Genomic DNA, 21,132 nt, shown 5'->3' with positions numbered 1-21,132 from the left:
GACAGGTCACAAATGTCAGACTCGACACGAATCTGGTCCACCATCGATTTTGCGAAAGACGGCAAACAGGTCGACTTTCTCCGACTTCCGATTTCGACCGACACGTCAGCTTATGGTTGGATTCCGGTTCCCGCGATTTGCATCAAAAATGGCGTCGGCCCGACCGCTGTGCTCATCGCCGGCACGCATGGCGATGAATACGAAGGCCAGATTGGATTGATGCGGCTGGCGAGGGGACTGCGTCAGAGTGACGTGACGGGGCGGGTCATCATTCTACCGTCGCTCAATTTCCCAGCGGTGCAGGCCGGTCGCAGGGTTTCGCCAATCGATGATGGCAACCTCAACCGGCTTTACCCCGGGCGTGCACATGGTACCGCGACGGAGATGATCGCCCACTATGTTACCCACGTCATTCTCCCGATGGCCGATCTTGTGGTCGACCTCCATTCGGGCGGTCGCTCTCTCGACTATCTTCCATGTGCCCTCGTGCGCGGCGCAAAGACAACCGCGGAAAACGAAAAGCTGCTCGAATTACTCCGCGTCTTCGGAGTGCATCTGGCGGAGTTCACCGACGGTACAGGCGGGGGCGGGAACACTACGCTGCCCGCCGCTGCCGGTGAACTGGGTATTCCGGTGATCACTGCAGAGCTTGGAGGAGGCGCAACGCTGCGCCGCGCTGGTTCCGATCTTGCCGAACACGGTGTACTGAGGCTTCTAAAACACATCGGCATTCTAGCCTCATGTGACGCGCCCGATCCCGGGCCTGTCAGGATGATGAGTTGCGAGAGCATGGACCTTTTCGTCTACGCGGACACGAGCGGTCTCTTCGAGCCGTGGGTTGAGCTTGGTGACGAGGTTGTGGCGGGGCAACTTGCCGGACTGCTTCATTCCGTAGATGACCCGCATCGCCCGCCGAGGGAGATTTTGTTTGGCTCTGCCGGACTGGTGGTCTGCAAGCGTCACCTGACGCTGGCGAACCGTGGCGATTGCCTGTTTGGCCTTCTCCAGGATGCCACCGCGTTGCCACTTGGGAGAATCACGTGCTGAGCAAGCTCAATCCGAACGTAGCAGCCATGAGATGCCTCCAGTGTGCTCAGCTTCACCCGCTGGACGACTATTTTGAAGGCTGCCCTTCTTGCCTGAAATGTGACGCGCCGGCGAGCGTCGCGCCCCATTACGCTGATTTTCCGACCGAATTGCGTTCGGACAATATGGCAGAGTGGCTGTCTTACGGATCTCCATCTGGCCTGGGCGAAGGGAACACGCCATTGTCGAGCCTGCCACGCCTCGCCGCCTCGCTGGGCATAGAAGCGGTATACACGAAGAATGAGTTCGCCAATCCCACTGGCTCCCACAAGGACAGAATGGGCGCGATGGTGGCCCAACGCGCGATGGATATTGGTGCGAAGACCATTGCCGTTGCCTCGAGCGGAAACGCCGGGGTGTCAATGGCAGCCTATGCTGCGCGTGCCGGCATCGATTGTATTGTCGTAACGACGCCGGATATGAGCCCGAACTGGCGTAGAGCAATCGAGATGCACGGCGCTCGAATCATCGCGATGGAAAATTCGGACGATCGCTGGGTGCTGATCGCACGCCACGCAAGGCGTGGCGACTGGTATCCGGCCACCAACTACCTTATGCCGCCCGTTGGCAGCAACCCTTTCGGCGTGGATGGGTACAGGGCTATCGCGCTCGAGTTGTACCTGCAGTTTCCTGCCGCTCCACCCACAGACATAGTGGTGCCCACCGCCCGCGGTGATCTCCTTTGGGGTATTGCGAAAGGCTATCAGGACTTGCGGGCCACCGGACTGATAAGCGCAACACCGAGGGTTCACGCTGTCGAGCCCTTCCCGCGTATCGGTCGTGCCAGAGAAGGACATGGCATGGTATGCAGTAGCTTCTCCGGCGACACAGCCATGGTGTCGATCGGAGGGAACACCGTCACGTTCCAGTCGTTGCTTGCGCTCGAACTGACCGATGCCTCCGGCGTGGCGGTCAATGATCAGGAAGCAAGCGATGACCAGCTTCTCCTGGCGAAGGAAGGGCTTTACGTTGAGCTCTCGAGTGCTGCTGCCGTGTCGGGCCTGCGTAAATTAGTTGGTCAGGGAAAGATTGGACATCGTTCGCGCGTCGTCATGATTGCTACGTCACATGGGTACAAGGAACAACCTGAATTCACCGCTCAATTGATAACGAGCGAACTGGCGACGGAAGGGTGATTCGACCGTGCGCGGGGACAACATGACAAACGAGAAATCGAGGGATAACCGGGTCGCCCAAGCGTGCATGGCACAGCCGCGAGGCCACATATTGTTCCCTGACGATCCGGCTCACTCGCATGCGGGACTATTGGCGCGATTTCTAACTGACCTGCGCTACGAGAACATTCCGGACGATGTCGTGCACAAGGCGAAATTGCTAACGCTTGACACCATCGGCTGCATCATTGCTGGAACCGATACAGTTCTCGGACGAAAAATCCTGAGCGCCTACGACACGCGAAAACAAATGGACGGCTGCAGCGTTGTCGGTACGTCGTTGCGCTTGCCACCGTCGTTGTCCGGCAAGGTTAACGCGTGGCTTGCGGACGTCCTCGACTATGAGGATGTCGCGGTTGGCCATCCAAGCGCAACCGTCATACCGGCTGCACTGGCAATGAGTGAGCACCTTGACGCAACGCCGAGACAGTTCCTCGCCGGCGTCGTCGCCGGTTACGAAGCAGGTCTCAGGCTTCACGATGCAACGCAAGCTAGCCCGGAAGCATATCTGCGTTTCGCGGTCTACCACGCGTGGCACGGTGTAGCCGCCGGAGCCGCCGCCATGGTGGTCTCGAGAGGTTCGGAAGAACAGTTTCGCTCAGCTCTCGGCCATGCCGCCGCCAATACATGCCTTCCCCTATGGTACGTTCAGTATGGACGTCCAGCGCATGCGCTAAAGGCGAACTATGGCCAGATGGCACTTGGAGGGATCGATGCTGCGATTTGCGCGCGCCGGGATATTATCGGACCCTTTGCTATGCTGAGCGACCCAGAAAGAGGTTTCGCGCAAGTGATCGGATCTGATAGGTTCAATGCGACTCTCCTTTCCGCGGATCTCGGTCTCACTTGGCGTACAAGGGAATCATCATTCAAAGGATTTCCCTGCTGTGCCTTTCTCCACACGACCATCGAGGCAATTGCCAATCTCATGGCAACCCGCGGTGTCCATCACGACTCAATCGACGAGGTTTTAATCCGGACATTTTCCAGAATCCCTGAATGGTTTTCCGATCGCGGGCCATTATCTGACATTGATGCGCAGCTATCAGTGCAATACGTATCGGCAATGGCTCTTCTTTCCATCGAAGTAGGAAGAGGATGGTTCTCTCCTTCAGTGATGGCGGACAGCAGGGTCACTGACCTGATGCAAAAGATCGTCGTTGACGTGGATCCGGTCGCAGAACAGGCGTTCTGGCGCATCGATCAGCACAAGTCTTCTGTTACTCTGCTGCTATCGGACGGTCGCTCGTTCGAGACGTCGGTCGACTGGCCAAAAGGCCATTGGCGAAGACCTTTCGACGACTTGGACGTGAAGCGAAAATTTTTGAAGAATGTTTGCGGAACTCCAATGGAGCGCAGCGGAGAGGACATCTTCGAGCGCATCATGAGCATGGAAGATTGCAGCTCGATGCGTGAGCTCGTCAACCTGCTACGTGCTTCGCGTTCCTAAGAATTGTCTCAAGGTTAGAGGTGCCGTCAGACCGGTTTGCGGCCCTCGTTTTACCCGTCCTCAGCCTCGACCGTGGCAGGCGGGCTTCACACTGTTGCCTTACTCGCTTCACACGGAAACCGCAAGCGAAGCGGCGCAGTGACGGGTGCGTTGATGCAAAATATTGCGGAAGGCGCGCGCTCATGCTGCGGGCCTCCCCGTAGTGTTCAAGTGTTGCCTGAATTTCTGGCAACAACACCTTCAGCTCGGCGGTCGCGATGCCCGTCCAATCGACTCCAACGAATACGCGGTAGCTTCCGGACATCGCTGCGGTCGAATTCAATCAACTTCCGTATACGTCGAATGTAAAATACTTCTTGTCGATCCGGTCATATGTCCCGTCCTTTCGCACGTCCGAAATCGCCTTATTAACTTTCTCCCGTAATTCCGTGTCCTCTTTTCGCATTCCGATGGCAGCCCCTTGTGGCTCGTCGGATCGACAATTTTGCCGCCCATAAATGCGAAGCTCGCGCCCCGCGGCGTCAGCAAGAAGCCGATTTGTACCTGCACGTCGCCGATCAGCGACGCATCGAGCGGGCCAACGGTCAAGTCGGTGGAGACTTGATCCTGATTCTGATACGGTACAACCGTGACGCCGTTCGGCGCCCAATGCTGATTGGCGCATGTTTCTCCGACCGTCCCCTGCTGGACCCCTGTCGTACCTTTCAAAGAGGCTGCTGTCGGCAGAACGTTCGAACCTTTCCTCGCGACAAGCATCTCACGGATGCCTGGCATACTAGGCATCTATAGCGCGGCGAGATATAGTGGATAGTGTCTGCGGCTGCGCCACGAGAGGAAAAACTTGATCAAAATACAACCGTCGCAATCACTGCATGAGTCAGTGCGGGAGGAGCTTCGCCGACGCATCGCGGCCGGTGCATACTCCTTGGACCTCCCCATTCCTTCGACTGCCATGTTGAGCGAGGAATTTGGCGTCAGTTCAATCACCGTAAAGCGCGCCTTGCGTGATCTTCAAGCGGCCGGAGAATTGACCGCGGTTCCTGGAAAAGGAACGTATGTCAAGCGACAACAAAGATTGCTGCGTCAGCTTGACGTGATGCAGCCTTCATTGTACGACGCGAGCATCCGGGCAGTTTCGGTTACGCGAGAGAAGATCTCTGACCCGACAATGAACGCGCTCGCCCCTCCCGATCACGTTATGCTCTGCGTTCGGAAGACGATCTGGACAGATGACGCGCCGTTCATGTATGACATAACCTATCTTTCGCCTGAGATCGATAATGAGATTGTCGACGAATTCGGCGCGCGGTTTGTCGTGGATGCATTAAAGATGCACTCCGTCCATATCCGAAAGACGCACATCGTTATCGATGCCGCGCCCGCCGCTGGGGCAGTCGAGGAGATATTTGATGTGCCGAATGGCTATCCCATGCTTCGCCGCCTGTACAGGATGGAAACGAGCGATCCGGCCATTACCGTCTACGGCGTGCTACAGGCACCGTTCGATCGACTCGCATGTACGATAGATTTTCCTTGAATTATGGCTTGCACTAGCAAGGGTTGCTGCGTCAGGAAGGATGAACATAAGCTCTTGTGAATTCCTGCAATCGATTGGGAAGCGCCCTCGATTTCCGCGCCTGGCGCCAAGCGCGCATGGCCGTTCAATATATGTCTCTCCTTTGAATGGATTGAGCATGCCGCTAGACATCGCCTCCCACAAGTTAATTGATCAGCTTGCCTCTGCCGGACTTCTTCCGCCTACCGACTAGTCAACCCTCAACAAGCCCGTGAGTTGGGGCGGGCCCTTCGTGTACCGGTGCGGCTTTTACCAATCGAGCGCGTTGAGAATTTTGATATCGTCCATGAGAACCGGCACTACGGGGCACGCCTACACGTGCCCGAAGGACACCTGAGCGGATGCACTGTCTATTTCCATGGCGGCGGCTGGGTGTAGGCGACATTGAAGACTTCGAGCCCATGGCCCGGTCGTTGTCCCGCGAGTGCGGATATGCACTATTGCCTGTGGACTATCGCCCGGCACCCGAGGCGCCCTTTCCCGCAGCAGTGCATGATGCCTGCCATGCCATCGAATGAGCGCATTCGACGCTGCATTCCCGATTGGGGAAATCGCCGCCATTGGTCGTGGCAGGTGATAGCGCAGGCGGGAATCTCGCCGCTTTCGTCGCAAGAAAAGTCACATACCGCTTGCCATGCAGGTGTTGATCTATCCTTTCACCGACAGCAGTCCCCAAAACGACGCCGGATAGATTTGAGCAAGCCAACACTGCATCAGACATCAGGGGTTGCAAAACTGGGGCGGACCATAAATTTAGTTGTGTGAGCGAGCGATGTGTTCGCGTAAAAACGTCACCTCAAACGCGACTATAAAGATAACTCTTCTTATCCTAAGGTGTCTGTTTTTATACTAAACTCAGGGACATGAAAACGCGTCTCACCCTGCCCTCCGCGCCCTCGACTGACACCGCCCCCGGTTTCCCCGATGCCGACGAGCTTGCCGTGCTGCGCGCGTGGTACGCCGGCGTGTCCGTGCGGCAGGCCGTCGCGCGTTACCTCCCCTCCGCACTCGGTGACGGGAAATCCGCACGCGGCGTGCTCGGGCGAATCCGCGGCAAGCTGCTGCACGTCGCGCGCGCGGCCCATCGCGACGATCTCATCGCACTCCTCACCCATCCCGCCGCGGAACGTGAGCGGCACGCAAAAGGCGTTGCGCAGGCGATTGTCGCGCTGCGCAACGCGCGGCCGCCCGACCCGCAGATCGCCGACGACATCGCCCAGTGGTTCACCCCGCGCGCGGTGCGCGTGCTGCACGCGCACGGCATCACGACGCTCGCCGATCTGACCGTGCGCATCCCCCGCCGGCGCCAGTGGTGGAAGGCCGTGCCGGGGCTCGGCATGGCGAGCGCCCGCGCCATCGAGGCATTCTTTTCCGCCTGGCCCGCCCTCACAGAAAAGGCGCGTGCGCTGGTGGTCGCGAGCCCTCGCGGCGACATCGTGCCGTGGGAAACCCTCAAACTGCCAGACGAGGTCGACGGCTCCGCCGGCACGTTCCGCGCGCCGCGCGCGACCTGCACGCTGGATGCCTCCAACGACTATCAAGCCGTGCGGACCTGGCTCGCGCTGCACGAGTCGCCTGCCACGCAGCGGACCTACCGCAAGGAAGCGGAACGGCTGATCCTGTGGGCCATCGTCGAACGCGGGCGCGCGCTGTCGTCACTCACCACCGAGGATGCGATCGCGTACCGGACGTTCCTGCGCCATCCGTCGCCGCGCGGCCGATGGATCGGCCCGGTGCGCCCTCGCACGTCGCCCGACTGGCGGCCGTTCAATGGCAGCCTGTCCACGCGCTCCATCGCGCACGCGCTCTCGATTCTCGGCGCTCTGTTCCGGTGGCTTGTCGAACAGCGCTATGTGCTGGCCAATCCGTTTGCGGGCCTCAAGGTGCGCGGTGGCAAAACGGGATCGGCGCTCGACGCGTCGCGCGCCTTTACCGACGGAGAATGGGCACTGGTGCGCACGTTGGCCGACGGGCTCGAATGGTCTGACGGCTGGACAGTGCCCGCCGCACAGCGGCTTCGCTTCCTGCTCGATTTCGGCTTTGCGACGGGCCTGCGCGCGGGCGAACTGGTCGGTGCGACGCTCGGGCACGTCGAGACGGACGCACGCGGCGAACACTGGCTGCGCGTCACCGGCAAAGGCGGCAAGATCGGGCGGGTGGCGTTGCCACCGCTCGCGTGGGACGCACTGGCCCGTTATCTGGCCGAGCGGCACCTGCCGACGACTACCGCGCGCTGGCGGCCGGATACGCCGGTCATCGGCAGTCTGGACGCGGACAGTGGCGCGTCCATCAGCAGCGTGCGGCTGTGGGGTGTCCTCGAGCGTTTTTTGCTGCTTGCCGCCAGTGCGATCGAGACCGATCACCCGCCGCTCGCCGAAAAGCTGCGCCGTGCGAGCCCGCACTGGTTGCGGCACACCCACGCCACCTTCGCGCTGGCGCACGGCGCCGAACTCACCACGGTGCGCGACAACCTGCGGCACGCTTCCGTTTCCACGACGTCAATTTACCTGCACAGCGACGAAGTGAAGCGCGCGCGGCAGATCGGCGAGGCTTTTACCCGGCGGTGAGCGTGCCGGCTCGTGTTACGGACGCGCGTGTCAAAAGCCGTCCACACAGCTCGCCTACGCGCCTGGTGATGCCAGGCAGGCTGTATCCTGATGCCGGCGACAATCGCCGGCATCATCAGACCAATTTGCACACCGCTTTACCCCGCACAGAACAGACGACAACGCACTGAAACCTGTCATGGAAAAACCTGAATTCGAGCCGCAGATTCTGGCCGATGGGCAAGGCGTGTCATTCGTCCTCGTCAGAGGACACACGGTCGTCGAATGCACCATCACGATCGCAGCGCTCGAAGCCCACTTCTGGCTTGAACCCCGGGCCGACGACGTCCGGATCCTCAGGACCTTCCGGGACGGATACAGCCGCATCCGCGCGGTCGCTGAACGCAGGCTGCTCGCGCACCCGCGCGCCCGCCTCGAACTGGCGCCGGACGATTTCAGGCCCCCCTGATCAAGGCGGTCGAGGCACGTTACGCCACCTCGCGATGCGCAAGGAAAACCCGGATTGCTCAATGCGCACGCCCTTTTTCAGGCGGGGCGCTGTCGTCACCTGAAATCCCATACTTCTGCCAGACGGGGTTATGGCGAAGCTCAGCGGGAGGGCGGGTGCGATTGACAGTTAGTTGCGTTACAACCACAGGGACGCCTTGAGTATGCACGGGCTGCGGCCGAGACGACCACAAGTCCGACGCCCGTCCACGAGATATCGATTTTGCGAGTGACACCGAAGCGCAAACGAACCACCTACTCCGGAACCCGTCGCCCACAGGGAGGGGTTCTGTGCAAGAGCCCACACGATCCTCTGTCGTACCGATGCCTTCGAGCGGAATCAAGCTTTGTCACTCGCACGTACTTATTGCTGCTTATGCAGTTTGTAGAAAATCTCGGCCGTCGCCTGACCGTATGTTTTAGAGTCGGTCTCGGGGGGCAGCGTCGACCGCGTCACGATCGATGGGCATACAAAAGACGTGTGTGGTCGATTTTTTGAAGCGGTTCGGCGATCGGCGGAGCGTAGCGGATGGGCGGCTACGCTTCTGCGTGAGCAATATGCACACTCTGGGCTTCGCGACGCGATTGGTGCACAACGTCCTTCTAACACTACAAGGTTGCAGTGCAGATTAAGTTGGTAAGATGGTGGCCACCAAAAAACAGATTCACAGTCCGGAGAGAACTCGTGATCTACCAATGTACTTCGTGCAGACGCAAATCATTCGAAACTAAATGCCCATGGTGTACAAATGCTCCGGTCCAAGCATCGGGTCAGCCAGCAGCTGTATTGCTCCAAGTCCCGCTTGACCCTTCCTTCTATCCCGAATTTCAGTACCAGACGAAAGGGTTCCTGAAAGATCTGCTCGGCAAGAAGAAGGAGCAGGCGCAGCTCAACGACCTGCTTCGCGCGGTGCTCAGAAAATATTCCGAACTGAAAAAACCTTACTTTGCCAACTTCTTTCACACAGTTCGAAACGTGGGCGTCGAGCCCAGTGATGCCGAGACGCCCGGCGCACGAGAGAATGGAACGTATTCTAACCGTGAGCTTTTTCGCGAGGTCCTGATCCGCAAGGGCTTTACAGAGCTCGAAGAGCTTCCGCATCTACTGGACAAACTTTTGCTGACAACGGGGTTCAATTCGGCATACCTTGGCTTCTCCAACGAGATTTCGAGGCACGTCAAGGGCTCACTGCGTGAGATTCTTCGGTCGTGGATAGCGGAAGCAGGGGTGAGCTACCGCGATGATCTCAGCCTGTTGTTCTATTTCCTGTGGGACAACAACATCCGCCACCCAGAAATACAGTATGCCGATCAGGCGTCCACGGCATTCGGCACGCCGCTTCTACCCTGGCAGACTGTGGAGACCTGGCTCGACGTCTGCGAACAGATCAACTTCGACATCCTCGTCGAGAGGCTGGCAACGAAACTGGAGTTTTTTGATCCTAATCAGTTTGTCACGATGTACCACGTGGACGCCATGAATGGATACGAATTCGAGAAATTCCTCGCTCAAATATTCCAGACGGCGGGCTACGATGTCGAGGGAACCAAACTGAGTGGCGATCAGGGCGCAGACTTGTTCGTAAGTAAGTTTGGTAAAAAGATGGTGATCCAAGCGAAAAATTACTCGGGAAACGTCGGCAACTCGGCCGTCCAGGAAGCCATCTCCGCGAAGAGCTTCTATGGTTGTGATGATGCCATCGTCGTCACGAACTCCTATTTCACGCGATCAGCTACCGAACTCGCCAACGCTGCATCAGTTCGCCTGATAGGGCGCCGTGAGTTGCAGGCCTACCTCGATGACCACAACCAACGGATCATCGAGCAGTTCCGACTGGATCATGAAGGCGTCCAGGCCTCTGAATCCCCAGCCTTCACAGGCACGTGACCGTGTTGCTTCGCAACTGTCTGAGCGGTCATATTCCGAGTGGGTTTCCCCCTACGTCAGACAAGTTGTCTGTTGCGGCCGACGTCAGAATGAACCGGTCGCCGACGCGCCCATAATCCGGTCAGCCAAAACGCAAATGCCGTCCACTCCAGGACGAGGTCAACATCCGAACGGTTCACATGAATCTCGGCATCTGGATTAAAACGGAGTCGGCGACAACAGTGCCAGACCTCAACTTCGCCGACCTTTGGATATTTGACGGGTTGGCGCCAGATCAGTCAATCTGCGGACGGTGGGGAGACTTCATGAAAACTACCACTGGGACGCGTCATTCGTATCCACTTTAATTCCGACCACGTCAACAGCAAACAAATGAGTGATGAAAATATAGTAAAGCTCGCGGCCCTTCACCGGCATTGGATCGTAGCTGACGCCGTGCGTGTGGTTCTACAGCAGAAAACGACCACACCCGAGCAGGAAGAGGGGACCATCAAAAAGTTCGGCATCGAGTATGTAGCCTTCGGTGAACATGCCTCGATGGTTTGCCGTATGCAGGTCTGGTACTCGTTGCTGTATGTGGTTGTCGAAGGCTACAGGGAGCTTGGACAAAAGTATGAGCCTCTCGAAGAAGTTCTGACGAAGGCCGAGTACGTGGATCTGCTACGCAGGTTCCGTAACGCTACCTTTCACTTCCAAGCAGACCCGCTGAACGATAAATTGATTGACTTCCTAGATAAGCAAGACAGTGAATTATGGATCGGCGATCTGAACAAGCAACTGGAAGCGTTCTTCATGCAGGCACTATCGCTCAAAGAGACCGTGCAGAAACTGGAGCGCAACGGGGTGCCGAAGTGAAGTTGACCCGCGAAAACGGACACCTATCCTTTTAAAGGAGGTGCCGAAATGGGCAAGACTCGTACACCGTACCCGGCGGAGTTCCGGGCGCATATGGTGGAACTGGTCAAGGCCGGGCGTACGCCGCAGGAACTCGCGCGCGAGTTCGAACCGACGGCGCAGACCATCGTCAACTGGTGCGCGCAGGCTGATCGTGATGCTGGCGTACGGCATGACGGGCTGACCACGGCTGAGCGGCAGGAACTCGCGCGTCTGCGCCGTGAGAATCGCCAGTTAAAAATGGAACGCGACATTCTCTCGCAGGCCGCGGCCTGGTTCGCGAGAGAGACGGGAGCCGTGCCACCGAAGGGTACGGATTCATGAAAGCGAGCCGGGCCCGCTGGCCCATTGCCACAATGGCGCGGCTGCTCGGGGTCTCGACGAGCGGCTTTTACGCGTGGCTGGTACGCGAGCCATCGCAGCAGGCATGCAGTGATGCGCAGTTGCTTGCGCGCATCCGGACATTGCATGCGAGCTCGCGCGGCACGTATGGCGCGCCACGCATCCATGCGCAACTCGCGCGTGAAGGCATGCACGTGGGACGTAAGCGGGTGGCGCGTCTCATGCGCATGGCAGGGTTGTGTGGGGCCAGCCGGCGGCGCTGGCCACGCACCACGCGACAACGTGCGGGGGCGCGGCGCGCACCTGACCTGGTACGCCGGCACTTCAGCGCTGAGGCGGTGAACGTGCTGTGGGTTGCAGATGCCACCTACATCCCGACTGATGAGGGGTTCCTGTATCTGGCCGTAGTGCTCGACGTGTTCAGCCGGCGCATCGTGGGCTGGGCGATGTCCAACCATCTGTACACGGAACTGATGCTGCGAGCGTTGGACATGGCATTGCAGCAGCGCCACCACGAGGGGGTAATTCACCATTCGGACCAGGGCTGCCAATACACATCCATTGCCTTCGGCCGACGTTGTCGCGAGGCCGGCGTGCAACCGTCAATGGGGACAGCCGGCGACGCCTATGACAACGCGATGTGTGAGTCGTTCTTCGGCACGCTCGAGGCGGAGTTGCTGTCGCGCGAACACCTCGCCACCCATGAACAGGCTCGTCGACGAGTGTTCTCATTCCTGGAAGGCTGGTACAACGTACGCCGCCTGCACAGCAGCATCGGTTACTGCTCGCCGCTCGAATTCGAAAACCTGCATGCGCCACATCAATCGTCATCACAGCGCGGGTTGCCCACCGCCGGACAGCGTCATGGTCGAGAGAAGCGACCCGCCGCCCGGCCGTGGACAACCCGCGAGTCAACCTTTAACGGAGGCTAGACTACATCAAATCTCTGACTCCAAATCTGTCCGTCAAACCGGGGCAATCTCAAAGATCCCTCGCGGCACGAGGCTGAGCACTCTTTTTCAGTGGGGCAAAAGGTAGGCCTCACGCAGTGTCGATGAGCCTGCTCCATAGCACTTGAATGTCCACAAAGGAATGCGCAGTGGCGTCACGACTGCCGATCGCCGATCGTCCGATGAGGCCGAAATCCCACTGAAGCGTGTACGACGCCGGACGGCTCGTGTCGGCCTTTGCGGACGTTGGGACCGGGTGACCGCTCTGTCAGCAATGTGGCCGATTGCGGCCGGCAGTTTGGCATGACCGCCGAATAACAGTTTTCTTGATCAGCAAACTCACCCTCCCGACCCAAAGCCGTCCGTATCCGTTCGCGAGAGCGGACACTCCGGCCAATCATTTCGGTAGTGCGCGATGGAAGTCTGCAGTGCGTGCAAGCCGGCGCCCGGACTAGTTAGATTGATAGGAGATCCTGTGTCATCGCGCTGAATGGCGCCTCAGGCTTGACCAGCAAAGCCAGCTCAGCGCGAGCCCTTTGAATCTCCACCATAACCTGCGGATTGACCGCATCGAGATTAGCGACCGTCCGCAAGCACTCAACCATGCGAATATGGCGCAGCCGGGAATCATCCAGTTGCGATCGATCCAGGCCCATCGTTCTCACCGTTTCTCGTCCTTCCTCGGTGATGCCGTAGGGCTTGTTATTTCGAAAGCGGATGTGTTCGCGCGGATCGGTGGGCCCCGCTGGGTCGATCAGCAACGGCGTCTCGCCCGCGAGGTCGTCGGCCGATCGTCGTGCTCGGGTGTTGGGGTCCTTTAGGGGAAAGAGGTTGCGCTTTACGGGTCGATTGCACAGCTCGCACGCATAGAGCAGGTTCGACCACTCATATGCCAGCCAGTAGTACCCAGGGTACAGCTTCGCTGCGCTCTTACTCTGCTGGCTGAACGCCTTTGGGCGAAAGTGCTCAACATCCCCGGATGCGTTTCCGGAAAAATTGGCCTCGCAGTAGGCGCATTTGTGGTGCTGGGCCGCCTTTAGGGCGTTTTTAACAGTCTTGTGGCCGTAGATTTTCGAATCAAAGACAAACGGCTCCGATTCTTGCCCCGCGACAATTGGATTCAACGCTATGGCGTTGTCCATCGCCTCGACCAGAGCAACCCCAAGTTGCAATCGGGCGGGAGCGGCCGCCGGCCGCGTGATCCGGATCACGATTTTGGGCGGCCCATCGCCGACGCCGCACGCTGAATGATGTCCATCGCCTGCTCGAGCGCTGGGGGCAAGCCAGTTGGCAATAAGCTAGCGAAGTGTTCAAGCTCCTCCAGCCGGCGGTTATCCCGCGAGGTGCGGTCTGTTTTTTGGACCAACTGAGCTTGTTCGTCGAGCTTTTCTTGAACATCGGGTGACCATGGTGCCAATCCGAACAGATCAGATGTCACAACTTGATCAATTCGCCAGTTGTCGACAACAGACGGGTCGTTGTGTATGCATGCCGTGTCGCCGTCGCGTAGCACGACCGCTAGATTCTGACCTATGGCCGCCTGAGCCATCAAGGGGCTGTGGGCCGTTGCGACGAATTGCACGGCCGGAAAGTGCTCAGACAGCAGCTTCTGAAGTTTGCGTTGCCAGCGCGGATGCAAATGGAGATCGATCTCGTCGACGAGCACAATGGCCGGTTCGCCAAGGGGATGGCTACTATTCGGATAGTGACGAAATAGCTGCCAGGCAATGTCAGTAAGCCAGGCAATCATCGTCTGGTAGCCAAAACTCAGCTGCCGTAGTGGCACCTCCCCATAAGGTACCCGCACATGAACGCCTCTTTTTAAATTACGGCCAACTGGCGACGGCCCATAGATGACGAAGTTTTCTGCCGATTCAACATCAGGCAATAGCTGGGCCAGCATCGCAAGAAATGTGTCGCGCTGTCGGCGAGCCAGTTTTGTTTTGCGCTTGACGGCCGCGTAATCCAACTGCTGAATCACCTCTTCTGCATCTATCAACTCTCGCTCGTCGGGGAACAGTGCGCCTTCCAGCGCGTCCGGGGGCATGTCCTCCAGATTCCCGGTGCCCATTTTGCGACCAGCACCGTATGAAAGCACTAGCGGCTCGGGATCAGCGGTCTCTTTGGCAGTGACTGACTGGAACGGATCACCACTCTTCGATGAGGAAAACCGAATGCCAACTTGAAAAGTCTTAGGTTTTCGATCGGACTTCCCCCCAAGACAGATGTTTTCCGCGTAAGTCGAAAGAATCGCGAATTCGCTATTACCATCACGCGCCAGGAGTTTGACCACCGAATCGTCGATCACACCCACCGCCTCAAGGAAAAACTTGGGCTTGGCTCCGGATCGACTTGTAGAAGATTCAGCGTTCTTATGAGGAGCCGTGGCGGCGATGCATTGCAAGAGTGTCGTCTTGCCGACGCCGCTCTCGCCAAGTATCAGCGTCCAACGCGACGGGTGCCCACGGGAATCACATAAGTCCAATTCCTGACGGCCTTTGAACGACTTCGCGTTCTGCACTGTAAGTCCGGTCAGGTACGTCGCGGATATTGCCCGATTGGTCATTGAGATTCCTGAAGAGGTTTGTCTTCGCACTCGGGTTCAGAGGAACCTGGGGAGGACGCTGCGGCGCTGATGCGCATTAGGATACTACGCGCCAATGCTGCACCGATTTCTGTAAGACCACTGGCCTCTGGGAAATCGGCGATCTGTCGGGCCTCTTGATCGATATCGGCTAATCGCTGCCGCACATGCGAGGTTGGCGCGGAGGATCTTGTCATCCATTCGGCAATCATGCCGAACACGTAAAGTCCGTGTAGCACGCCACGCACCGATCGCGCAGCTTTGCGCCACGGCGAATAGTATTCCGTTTGCGGCGATGCGATCAGTGGGACGACTCGCTCGATGAGTGACAGCTGCAAGTGACCGGCTTCGTGGACGATCGCCTCAGCCACGCGCCATCGCATGTGCTCTAGTGGCTGCAGAGGTATCGACACGAATACCGAAAGCGGCAACTCCGGCTCACTGAAATTAACATCGTAGGCGTCGTCATTCGGCATTAACAAATGGATGCGATGAGCAAGCTGTCCTACGGTGTCCGAGAGTTCGGGCACAATGGCGATTTCATCCAGCGCACTGGCAAGAAGGTCAAGCGCCGCGCTCTGCTCCAATTCATCGACTTTCCAGAATCGACAACCCGGAATCTCATAGCGCTGTTGCAATGTCGATGACAGAACCTCCACTAGCGCCTGCGTACGGATTCGACAAGTGTTTCGAATGGCAAACAGCCGCAGCGGCGAAATCGAACCTTGGGTAATCCATGCCGACGTGGAGTAGCTTGTTAGATCGAACCCGCGCTTTTGGCTCAAGTCATCTACCAGGTGCCTCGCTAAGCCCGGCCACCATAACCGCACAGATGGATCCGTGATGCGATCCAGTATCAAGGCGGTCAGATCGTTCATCGCTCGTCCCGATAGAACGAGAATACCAAAGTGTAACGTTCGCCCTGTACGATCGGCGTCACGGCGTGGTGGGATTTGGGCGAAATCTCAAAAGCGACACAACTGTCATGCAGCGGTCGGAACGCTTTGCGGACATCAGTCGCATCTTCGGAGCCGAAGAACAGCAGCGCTCCTCCATTATCGTCGGTCCAGCCGCTATTGAGTTGGATCAGCACCCGATGGGATTCTTGTCCAGCAATGTAGTCGTTGTGAATGCGTATACGCTGACCTGGAACGAGCTTGTGGACAGTAATGTCGCAGTGAGACGCGAGTCTCGTGCAAAACGAGTCAGCGACACACTGTCTCAACGCCTCGACCTTTGAAGAACTGAAGGATGGCTGGATTGCGCTCGGCAACACGGTGTCGCGCAAGCTGAACTCGTATTGTTGATAGAACGTGGCGATTTTTAATCGCCAAGGTGCATCGGTCTCCAGCCAATGCAGGCAGGCCTGACTGCTTTCGACGCCCAATGCGTTTGGGACGACAAAATGCGGAAAGGGCGCCGCAAAGATCGACCTCGAGGCAAACGCGGCCAAATTCATGAGCTTAATCCCGCAAGCTGTAAGCGAAGCCGAATCGCACCGATGAGGTGTCGCTGATCGGCACAATATATTGAAGGATTGTCGAGCCCACTGCCGTCACGCCAGCGGTGTAACGGCATTCCGCCACCACAGATGGTCAAGTCGGCACAGCCACGGCATTCCTGGGATGTCGGACGTTGGATCGCAAAGTATTCCTTGAACTCCTGACTGGCGAAAATCTCGCTCAAACGATGCGTGTGAACCGACCATGTTTGGCGAAACCGATCCGCACCGTTATAGGTGCTCTTCAGGGTGTCATTCTTTGTGACACTTCCATCGCTGTCGATAATTGCAATACCGAAGTCCATTTGCCCGCTACCCTCCTTAACACCACGACCACCAAGGCACAACTTGATCAGGTCATCAAGGAACCGGATTCGTGGCGGCGCTGCATCGGCAAGATATACGTCGAGTACCTCGACGAGCCATTCGGCATACTCGGTCGATTCGAACGATTCTTTAGCGAAAGGGAGCGTAGTGTGATTGCCGTCCCGGTATAGAAAGTCGATCGATGGTGCTCCGAGTCCTTTGAGGTACTGATAAACCTCTCGCGGGGACGAAAGCGGGTTGATCACTGCCAGAACACCCGAGAACAATGCGTCCGATTCCGGATGGTCACGCAGCAACTGAATGCCCCGAACGGCATCATTATGGGTGCCTTCTCCGCGCTTGCCGATGCGGAATCGATCATTGATCGGTCGAGGCCCGTCCAAGCTCACTGATAACGACGTGCCGTACTTGGCGCAAATGTCGAGAATGGTCGGAGTGATCAAGATTCCGTTGGTTTGCAAGCTCAACGGATTGACACCCTGAGGAAGGACACGACGCAGCGACTGCAACAGGTGCTCTAGCCTGCGAGCACCCATCATCAATGGTTCTCCGCCGTGGAGCACAACCGCAAAGCAGCGCCTTTGATCTTGTCGCAACTTGCCTAGCGCGCTGCAAACGGCTTCGATGGTCGCGTTCGACATCAGTGCTGGCATGTTGCGCCAACTATCGTCCCCCATGTTGTAGACATAGCAGTAGCTGCAATCGATGTTGCAGCGGCTGGCGACCTTGAGCAGGACCGTGTCGACTTCGATGGCGTTGCTGTTCACCGGTTGTGGCGGTTGTAGGTCCTGTCGTACTTTGTTGCGCCAGGGAGATCTTCGTTTCTCACCTCCTCCACCAAGCGCGCCAGCGTGACGCTAGAGAAGTCCGCAAGGTTGACTTCGAGATCCATTTTTGGACCTGTTACGTGCGTGGGTGCAATCACGGGCTGTTCAGCGCCGATGTTTAGGGCTTGGTGCATGGGTTTGCCTCCAAATTATTGAAATCCTATGATAGACGATAGATGATGCAGCTGGCAAGCTCAGAAAACTTAATTTAAATCAATTACTTACGCAAATTCACTGACGTGCCATGATGGTCATTTAAGATCGAAAAGTCTTTAAAAATCAATAATATAAAAATTCTATGATGCATCGTGGCGCTCGATTTATTTTGCGTGGAGCCGCGGACCGACCTGCAATTGACAGCAGTCCGCCGAGAGGCCGCATTGCGGTCAACTTTGGAATGACCGGTATTGGGTGCGGATATCTTGTGGCGGAACGCGCCCGTCCGCACGAATGCTGAAAAGGTTAGCGAAGGTCCGCGCTTCGCCTCCCATGCAACTCCGGCCGCCCGCCTGGGGTATCTCAGGCAATGACCTTCTACTTTGCGGTGGCCTGCTCGCGCTTGCGACGACCTTCGTCGCGCAGGAACTGCTGGTAATCGTCCAGATCGCCGTCGAAGGGCTCGACGCCGCCCCAGGTGACCAGCCAGAACGCATCACATACCGCGCGCAGCAGGGCCCGGTCGTGACTGACCAGCATCACCGTGCCTTCGAATTCGTTGAGCGCCATGGCTAGCGCTTCGCGTGTGGTCAGGGCGAGGTGGTTGGTATCCGCACTTGCTAGTTGGTGCACTCACGGACTACTGCATCGCGGAAGCCGAGCAACAGCGAGAACAGAAGGACCGGTGCAATCCGCGCGGGCAGCGATGCCGCGGAAGAAAAGGGGGCTACGGTTCCCCGTAGTGCCCTCCTCGATGTAGACGCCGCCCGCCTTACCAGGTAGCGCCGTTGACGGCTTCGTAAGAGTCGTCCATTAGATTGATCTTGTGCGGAATGGACGCGAGCACGTCTCGCAGCTGCTCCAACTGGTGGGAGTTGATCAGAGCCGTCTCGATGCCTGGAAGATTATCTTCAGGAATGAACGCAATGACGGCACCATCGAGCTTGCAGCTCAACGTGTCTTTGCTGCGGAGTTGCAATGCAATCGTCATCTTCACCTCATGTTATTGTCGGCGACCGGCGACATACGGGCGCGCGACGGCGAACCACCCATTGGTTTCACAACGAACACGCGTCCGTCCGTTATGGGGACGTTCCCGCATGTTACAAGTGTCGAATTGCTAACAATCCTTCCAGCGGCCGCCGAACCGCCTCTTGATCCCCTCTGCCCGCCGGCGGGTTCGTACGCGGAGCTAGCTCGCTGAAGGTCCTCTTTCACAAAACGCCGAAGGTTTCTTGTGGGTCGTGAAGACTTATTCGACGGCGGTGAGAGCTGTCATTCGTCAACGCCGGTTTGCGAACGTCGGCAATGGAATGTGCAGCCGCCTCACGGCTCCCGATCACCGACCGTCAGCAATGGCCGAATTGCGCATCTAGCTCGTCCGTCAGGTGCCGGGGGACTGCAGGCGTTCCAACGGCGAGTTTCCCCACTCGTCGAACGACTCTTTGTCGCCGATAGCACCAACTCGATGAATGTTCCACAGAGTGGACATGAGGGAGTCAACGGTAGCTTAGGGGCGGCTTTCGTGAACGCGTATAGCCGCCCATGAAGGGATCTTCGTCTGATGCGTCGCCCGCGCGTTCAGGTGTCGGCTTCATTTGGCAAACGGTCACTCGATCACTTGTATCAGGTGTCGCACCATCGCCCTTGCAGTTACACGCGAGACTAGACACAGATCACGCGAACATCGAGAGGCGGCATGTGATAACTTCATGGCTCTCGTAGTAGGCGGTTCCAAGACGGCAACGGCTTGGCCTGTATTTGACGAAAAGCGCCTCTTACGTTGTCAACAAAAACACATAACAACCGAGCATGCCACACACGATCAAAGAACGCTCCATCGAGTACATCGTCCGCTGGTTTAGGGAAACCGGATTTCTGAAAGTCGCAGCGGGGGTTGTGCCGGCTGCATCGGCATTCGGTGTCATCTGCTTGACTATCTATTACGCGACGCTAAATTTCACCCCTGATATCTCATTCGCGCAAGGTGCACTTGTTGCGGTGCAAGCGGGCATACTAGGTGCAGCACTCCTGGGATCAATTTGGGTGTGCTTGTCCATGTCCGCGCTAACTTATCAATATTTGGGTATTCGGCCTGGCGATTTAGTCCCCAAGCACCGGAAGGTGGCAACGAAACATTTACTCAAACGTTATATTTGGACGCAATTTGCATCGATAGGATTGGTTTCAATCTTCGTCTATTTTCCTCATCGAGAGAAATTCGAATACGCTGTCTATTGGGGATTGTCAGTCATTGTCTTCGTCTGGGCGTCTATACACGTCGCGTTCTCACCGCTCATCTGGGGATCAGACGGACTTGAGACGCGCGGCACTTTTGTCGCCTCCGTGTTCGTCGTAGGTTTCGCCGCCGTCATCTCGCTACTAACTTTGCTTGCAATCCGAAATGGATCGGCTAGCGTCCATAGTGATGCACGCTTATTGTTGACCTTTGGCATGGTAGTGATCCTTGGCTGTGCGCAAGTTGCATTGGCCGCTAGTGACTTAGCGCTGCTGCTTGGCGTTGGGGCAGTCCTCCTTCTAGAGGTAGCGTTCCTGCTCGGATCCCCTGGCTTGTATCCGAGATACATCGCCAACGCGATCGGTATCGCAGAGAAGGCTCCCGTTAGATTGATCGTCGGGTCGACCGCTTGCAACACTATGCATGCAGCAGTCGAACATCTTCTACTGAATTGCACCGGCGGCGAAACGGCCATCGAAAATGTGGAAATACTCAATTCGCTCGGCAGTCGCTGGGTTGTTCGTGTTCCAGCGGGCTCCGGACCGACATTGATCCTGCCCGGAAGAGACTTGGTAATAGTCCGTCCGCAATAGTTGCGCGCTCGCCCGTTCGTTTGCGCCTCTAAACCCGGAAGGAAGGAGCGGCACGCACAGCCAAGGTTCCTGTGGTCCAGCAACTCAGTGTTGCTGCGACGATCATCGCGAGTCCTCGTTACGCATCGATTCGTTCCAACATGGCACGGGGCGAATGCTGGAACGCTTGGCAAGTCGGCGCCGGCGGAAAGCTTTCTGACATCCCCCTATCAAGTGACGTAAGCTGCCCCGAGCGCGAACGGGTGGAGGTACACAGGTACCCGCCTACGATAACAGGGCGTCAGGACTTCGATTAACACGCACGCGATCGATTACGTCCGTGACCGCTTCACCTCATGAAGGTGCAAAACAGCACGCTTTCATCCAACGGCAGCGAAGGGTCAATGAACAAACCTAAATGCTAGTTCGCGTTCAACTCCTCACAAAGCCGACAGCCGCACCAATCAAATCGCGAGCGTCCGATCATGCAAGTACAGCGGACACCTCAAGGT

At 57.5% G+C, this 21,132-nt stretch carries 17 protein-coding genes and 3 pseudogenes; 11 read left to right on the top strand and 9 right to left on the bottom strand.

Going from position 1 to position 21,132, the window contains the following annotated elements; all coding sequences use genetic code 11:
• Window positions 1-12 precede the first annotated feature (12 nt).
• The 3 genes from AB3X96_RS38065 (at window position 13) to AB3X96_RS38055 (ending at window position 3,711) form a co-directional block, all read left to right on the top strand.
• Complete coding sequence (locus AB3X96_RS38065; RefSeq protein WP_368593800.1) at window positions 13-1,047, top strand: succinylglutamate desuccinylase/aspartoacylase family protein; 1,035 nt, start codon at window positions 13-15, stop codon at window positions 1,045-1,047.
• Window positions 1,041-2,222: a pyridoxal-phosphate dependent enzyme gene (locus tag AB3X96_RS38060; protein ID WP_368593799.1), complete on the top strand. Its 1,182-nt coding sequence runs from the start codon at window positions 1,041-1,043 to the stop codon at window positions 2,220-2,222. The genes AB3X96_RS38065 and AB3X96_RS38060 overlap by 7 nt, the downstream gene beginning before the upstream one ends.
• A 91-nt stretch (window positions 2,223-2,313) precedes the next feature.
• Window positions 2,314-3,711, top strand: coding sequence for an MmgE/PrpD family protein (locus tag AB3X96_RS38055; protein WP_368593798.1), 1,398 nt, complete (start codon window positions 2,314-2,316; stop codon window positions 3,709-3,711).
• A gap of 322 nt (window positions 3,712-4,033) precedes the next feature.
• Here the strand turns inward: AB3X96_RS38055 and AB3X96_RS38050 are convergent.
• Window positions 4,034-4,464: pseudogene (locus AB3X96_RS38050) on the bottom strand (transporter substrate-binding domain-containing protein); the annotation flags it as partial.
• An 88-nt stretch (window positions 4,465-4,552) separates the two neighbouring features.
• On the opposite strand from AB3X96_RS38050, the gene AB3X96_RS38045 reads away from it, so the two are divergent.
• The 7 genes and pseudogenes from AB3X96_RS38045 to AB3X96_RS38015 form a co-directional block, all read left to right on the top strand.
• On the top strand, window positions 4,553-5,248 hold the full coding sequence (locus tag AB3X96_RS38045; protein WP_368593797.1) for a GntR family transcriptional regulator: 696 nt from the start codon (window positions 4,553-4,555) through the stop codon (window positions 5,246-5,248).
• A 380-nt stretch (window positions 5,249-5,628) separates the two neighbouring features.
• Window positions 5,629-5,805: an alpha/beta hydrolase fold domain-containing protein gene (locus AB3X96_RS38040; protein ID WP_368593796.1), complete on the top strand. Its 177-nt coding sequence runs from the start codon at window positions 5,629-5,631 to the stop codon at window positions 5,803-5,805.
• A gap of 345 nt (window positions 5,806-6,150) precedes the next feature.
• The gene (locus AB3X96_RS38035; RefSeq protein WP_368593795.1) at window positions 6,151-7,854 is read left to right on the top strand and encodes a phage integrase family protein; all 1,704 of its coding nucleotides are present in this window, start codon (window positions 6,151-6,153) and stop codon (window positions 7,852-7,854) included.
• 178 nt (window positions 7,855-8,032) lie between these two features.
• A complete protein-coding gene (locus AB3X96_RS38030; RefSeq protein ID WP_368593794.1) occupies window positions 8,033-8,302 on the top strand; it encodes a DUF1488 family protein in 270 nt (89 codons plus the stop codon).
• Between the two features lie 825 nt (window positions 8,303-9,127).
• The gene (locus AB3X96_RS38025) at window positions 9,128-10,228 is read left to right on the top strand and encodes a restriction endonuclease (protein ID WP_368593793.1); all 1,101 of its coding nucleotides are present in this window, start codon (window positions 9,128-9,130) and stop codon (window positions 10,226-10,228) included.
• A gap of 372 nt (window positions 10,229-10,600) precedes the next feature.
• A complete protein-coding gene (locus AB3X96_RS38020; protein WP_368593792.1) occupies window positions 10,601-11,083 on the top strand; it encodes a hypothetical protein in 483 nt (160 codons plus the stop codon).
• Between the two features lie 48 nt (window positions 11,084-11,131).
• Window positions 11,132-12,267 (top strand): annotated as a pseudogene (locus tag AB3X96_RS38015) (IS3 family transposase); the annotation flags it as partial.
• Between the two features lie 602 nt (window positions 12,268-12,869).
• Here the strand turns inward: AB3X96_RS38015 and AB3X96_RS38010 are convergent.
• From AB3X96_RS38010 to AB3X96_RS37975, 8 genes and pseudogenes are all read right to left on the bottom strand, one after another.
• Window positions 12,870-13,625 (bottom strand): hypothetical protein, encoded by a 756-nt coding sequence (locus tag AB3X96_RS38010; protein WP_368593791.1) that lies wholly within the window; start codon window positions 13,623-13,625, stop codon window positions 12,870-12,872.
• Window positions 13,622-14,980, bottom strand: coding sequence for an AAA family ATPase (locus AB3X96_RS38005; RefSeq protein WP_368593790.1), 1,359 nt, complete (start codon window positions 14,978-14,980; stop codon window positions 13,622-13,624). The genes AB3X96_RS38010 and AB3X96_RS38005 overlap by 4 nt, the downstream gene beginning before the upstream one ends.
• Window positions 14,977-15,876: an HEXXH motif-containing putative peptide modification protein gene (locus tag AB3X96_RS38000; RefSeq protein ID WP_368593789.1), complete on the bottom strand. Its 900-nt coding sequence runs from the start codon at window positions 15,874-15,876 to the stop codon at window positions 14,977-14,979. Before AB3X96_RS38000 ends, AB3X96_RS38005 begins: the two co-directional genes overlap by 4 nt.
• Complete coding sequence (gene yhhC, locus AB3X96_RS37995; RefSeq protein WP_368593788.1) at window positions 15,873-16,457, bottom strand: cyclophane-containing peptide 2OG-Fe(II) oxygenase YhhC; 585 nt, start codon at window positions 16,455-16,457, stop codon at window positions 15,873-15,875. Before yhhC ends, AB3X96_RS38000 begins: the two co-directional genes overlap by 4 nt.
• Entirely contained in the window at window positions 16,454-17,593 is a 1,140-nt protein-coding gene (yhhB, locus tag AB3X96_RS37990) for a cyclophane-forming radical SAM/SPASM peptide maturase YhhB (protein WP_368593787.1), read from the bottom strand. Before yhhB ends, yhhC begins: the two co-directional genes overlap by 4 nt.
• Entirely contained in the window at window positions 17,590-17,787 is a 198-nt protein-coding gene (gene yhhA / locus AB3X96_RS37985) for a YhhA family cyclophane-containing RiPP (RefSeq protein ID WP_318231751.1), read from the bottom strand. The genes yhhB and yhhA overlap by 4 nt, the downstream gene beginning before the upstream one ends.
• A gap of 400 nt (window positions 17,788-18,187) precedes the next feature.
• Window positions 18,188-18,418 (bottom strand): annotated as a pseudogene (locus AB3X96_RS37980) (ABC transporter); the annotation flags it as partial.
• Between the two features lie 163 nt (window positions 18,419-18,581).
• Window positions 18,582-18,800 carry a hypothetical protein gene (locus AB3X96_RS37975; RefSeq protein ID WP_368593786.1) on the bottom strand — a complete coding sequence of 73 codons (219 nt, stop codon included), beginning with the start codon at window positions 18,798-18,800 and terminating at the stop codon, window positions 18,582-18,584.
• 821 nt (window positions 18,801-19,621) lie between these two features.
• On the opposite strand from AB3X96_RS37975, the gene AB3X96_RS37970 reads away from it, so the two are divergent.
• Window positions 19,622-20,641 carry a hypothetical protein gene (locus AB3X96_RS37970; RefSeq protein ID WP_368593785.1) on the top strand — a complete coding sequence of 340 codons (1,020 nt, stop codon included), beginning with the start codon at window positions 19,622-19,624 and terminating at the stop codon, window positions 20,639-20,641.
• Window positions 20,642-21,132: the final 491 nt, after the last annotated feature.

The sequence above is a fragment of the Paraburkholderia sp. BR13439 genome (genome assembly GCF_040948805.1).
Classification (GTDB): Bacteria; Pseudomonadota; Gammaproteobacteria; order Burkholderiales; family Burkholderiaceae; genus Paraburkholderia; species Paraburkholderia youngii.
Note: the sequence above shows the minus strand (reverse complement) of the source record. Positions and strands in the feature narration are given on the sequence as shown.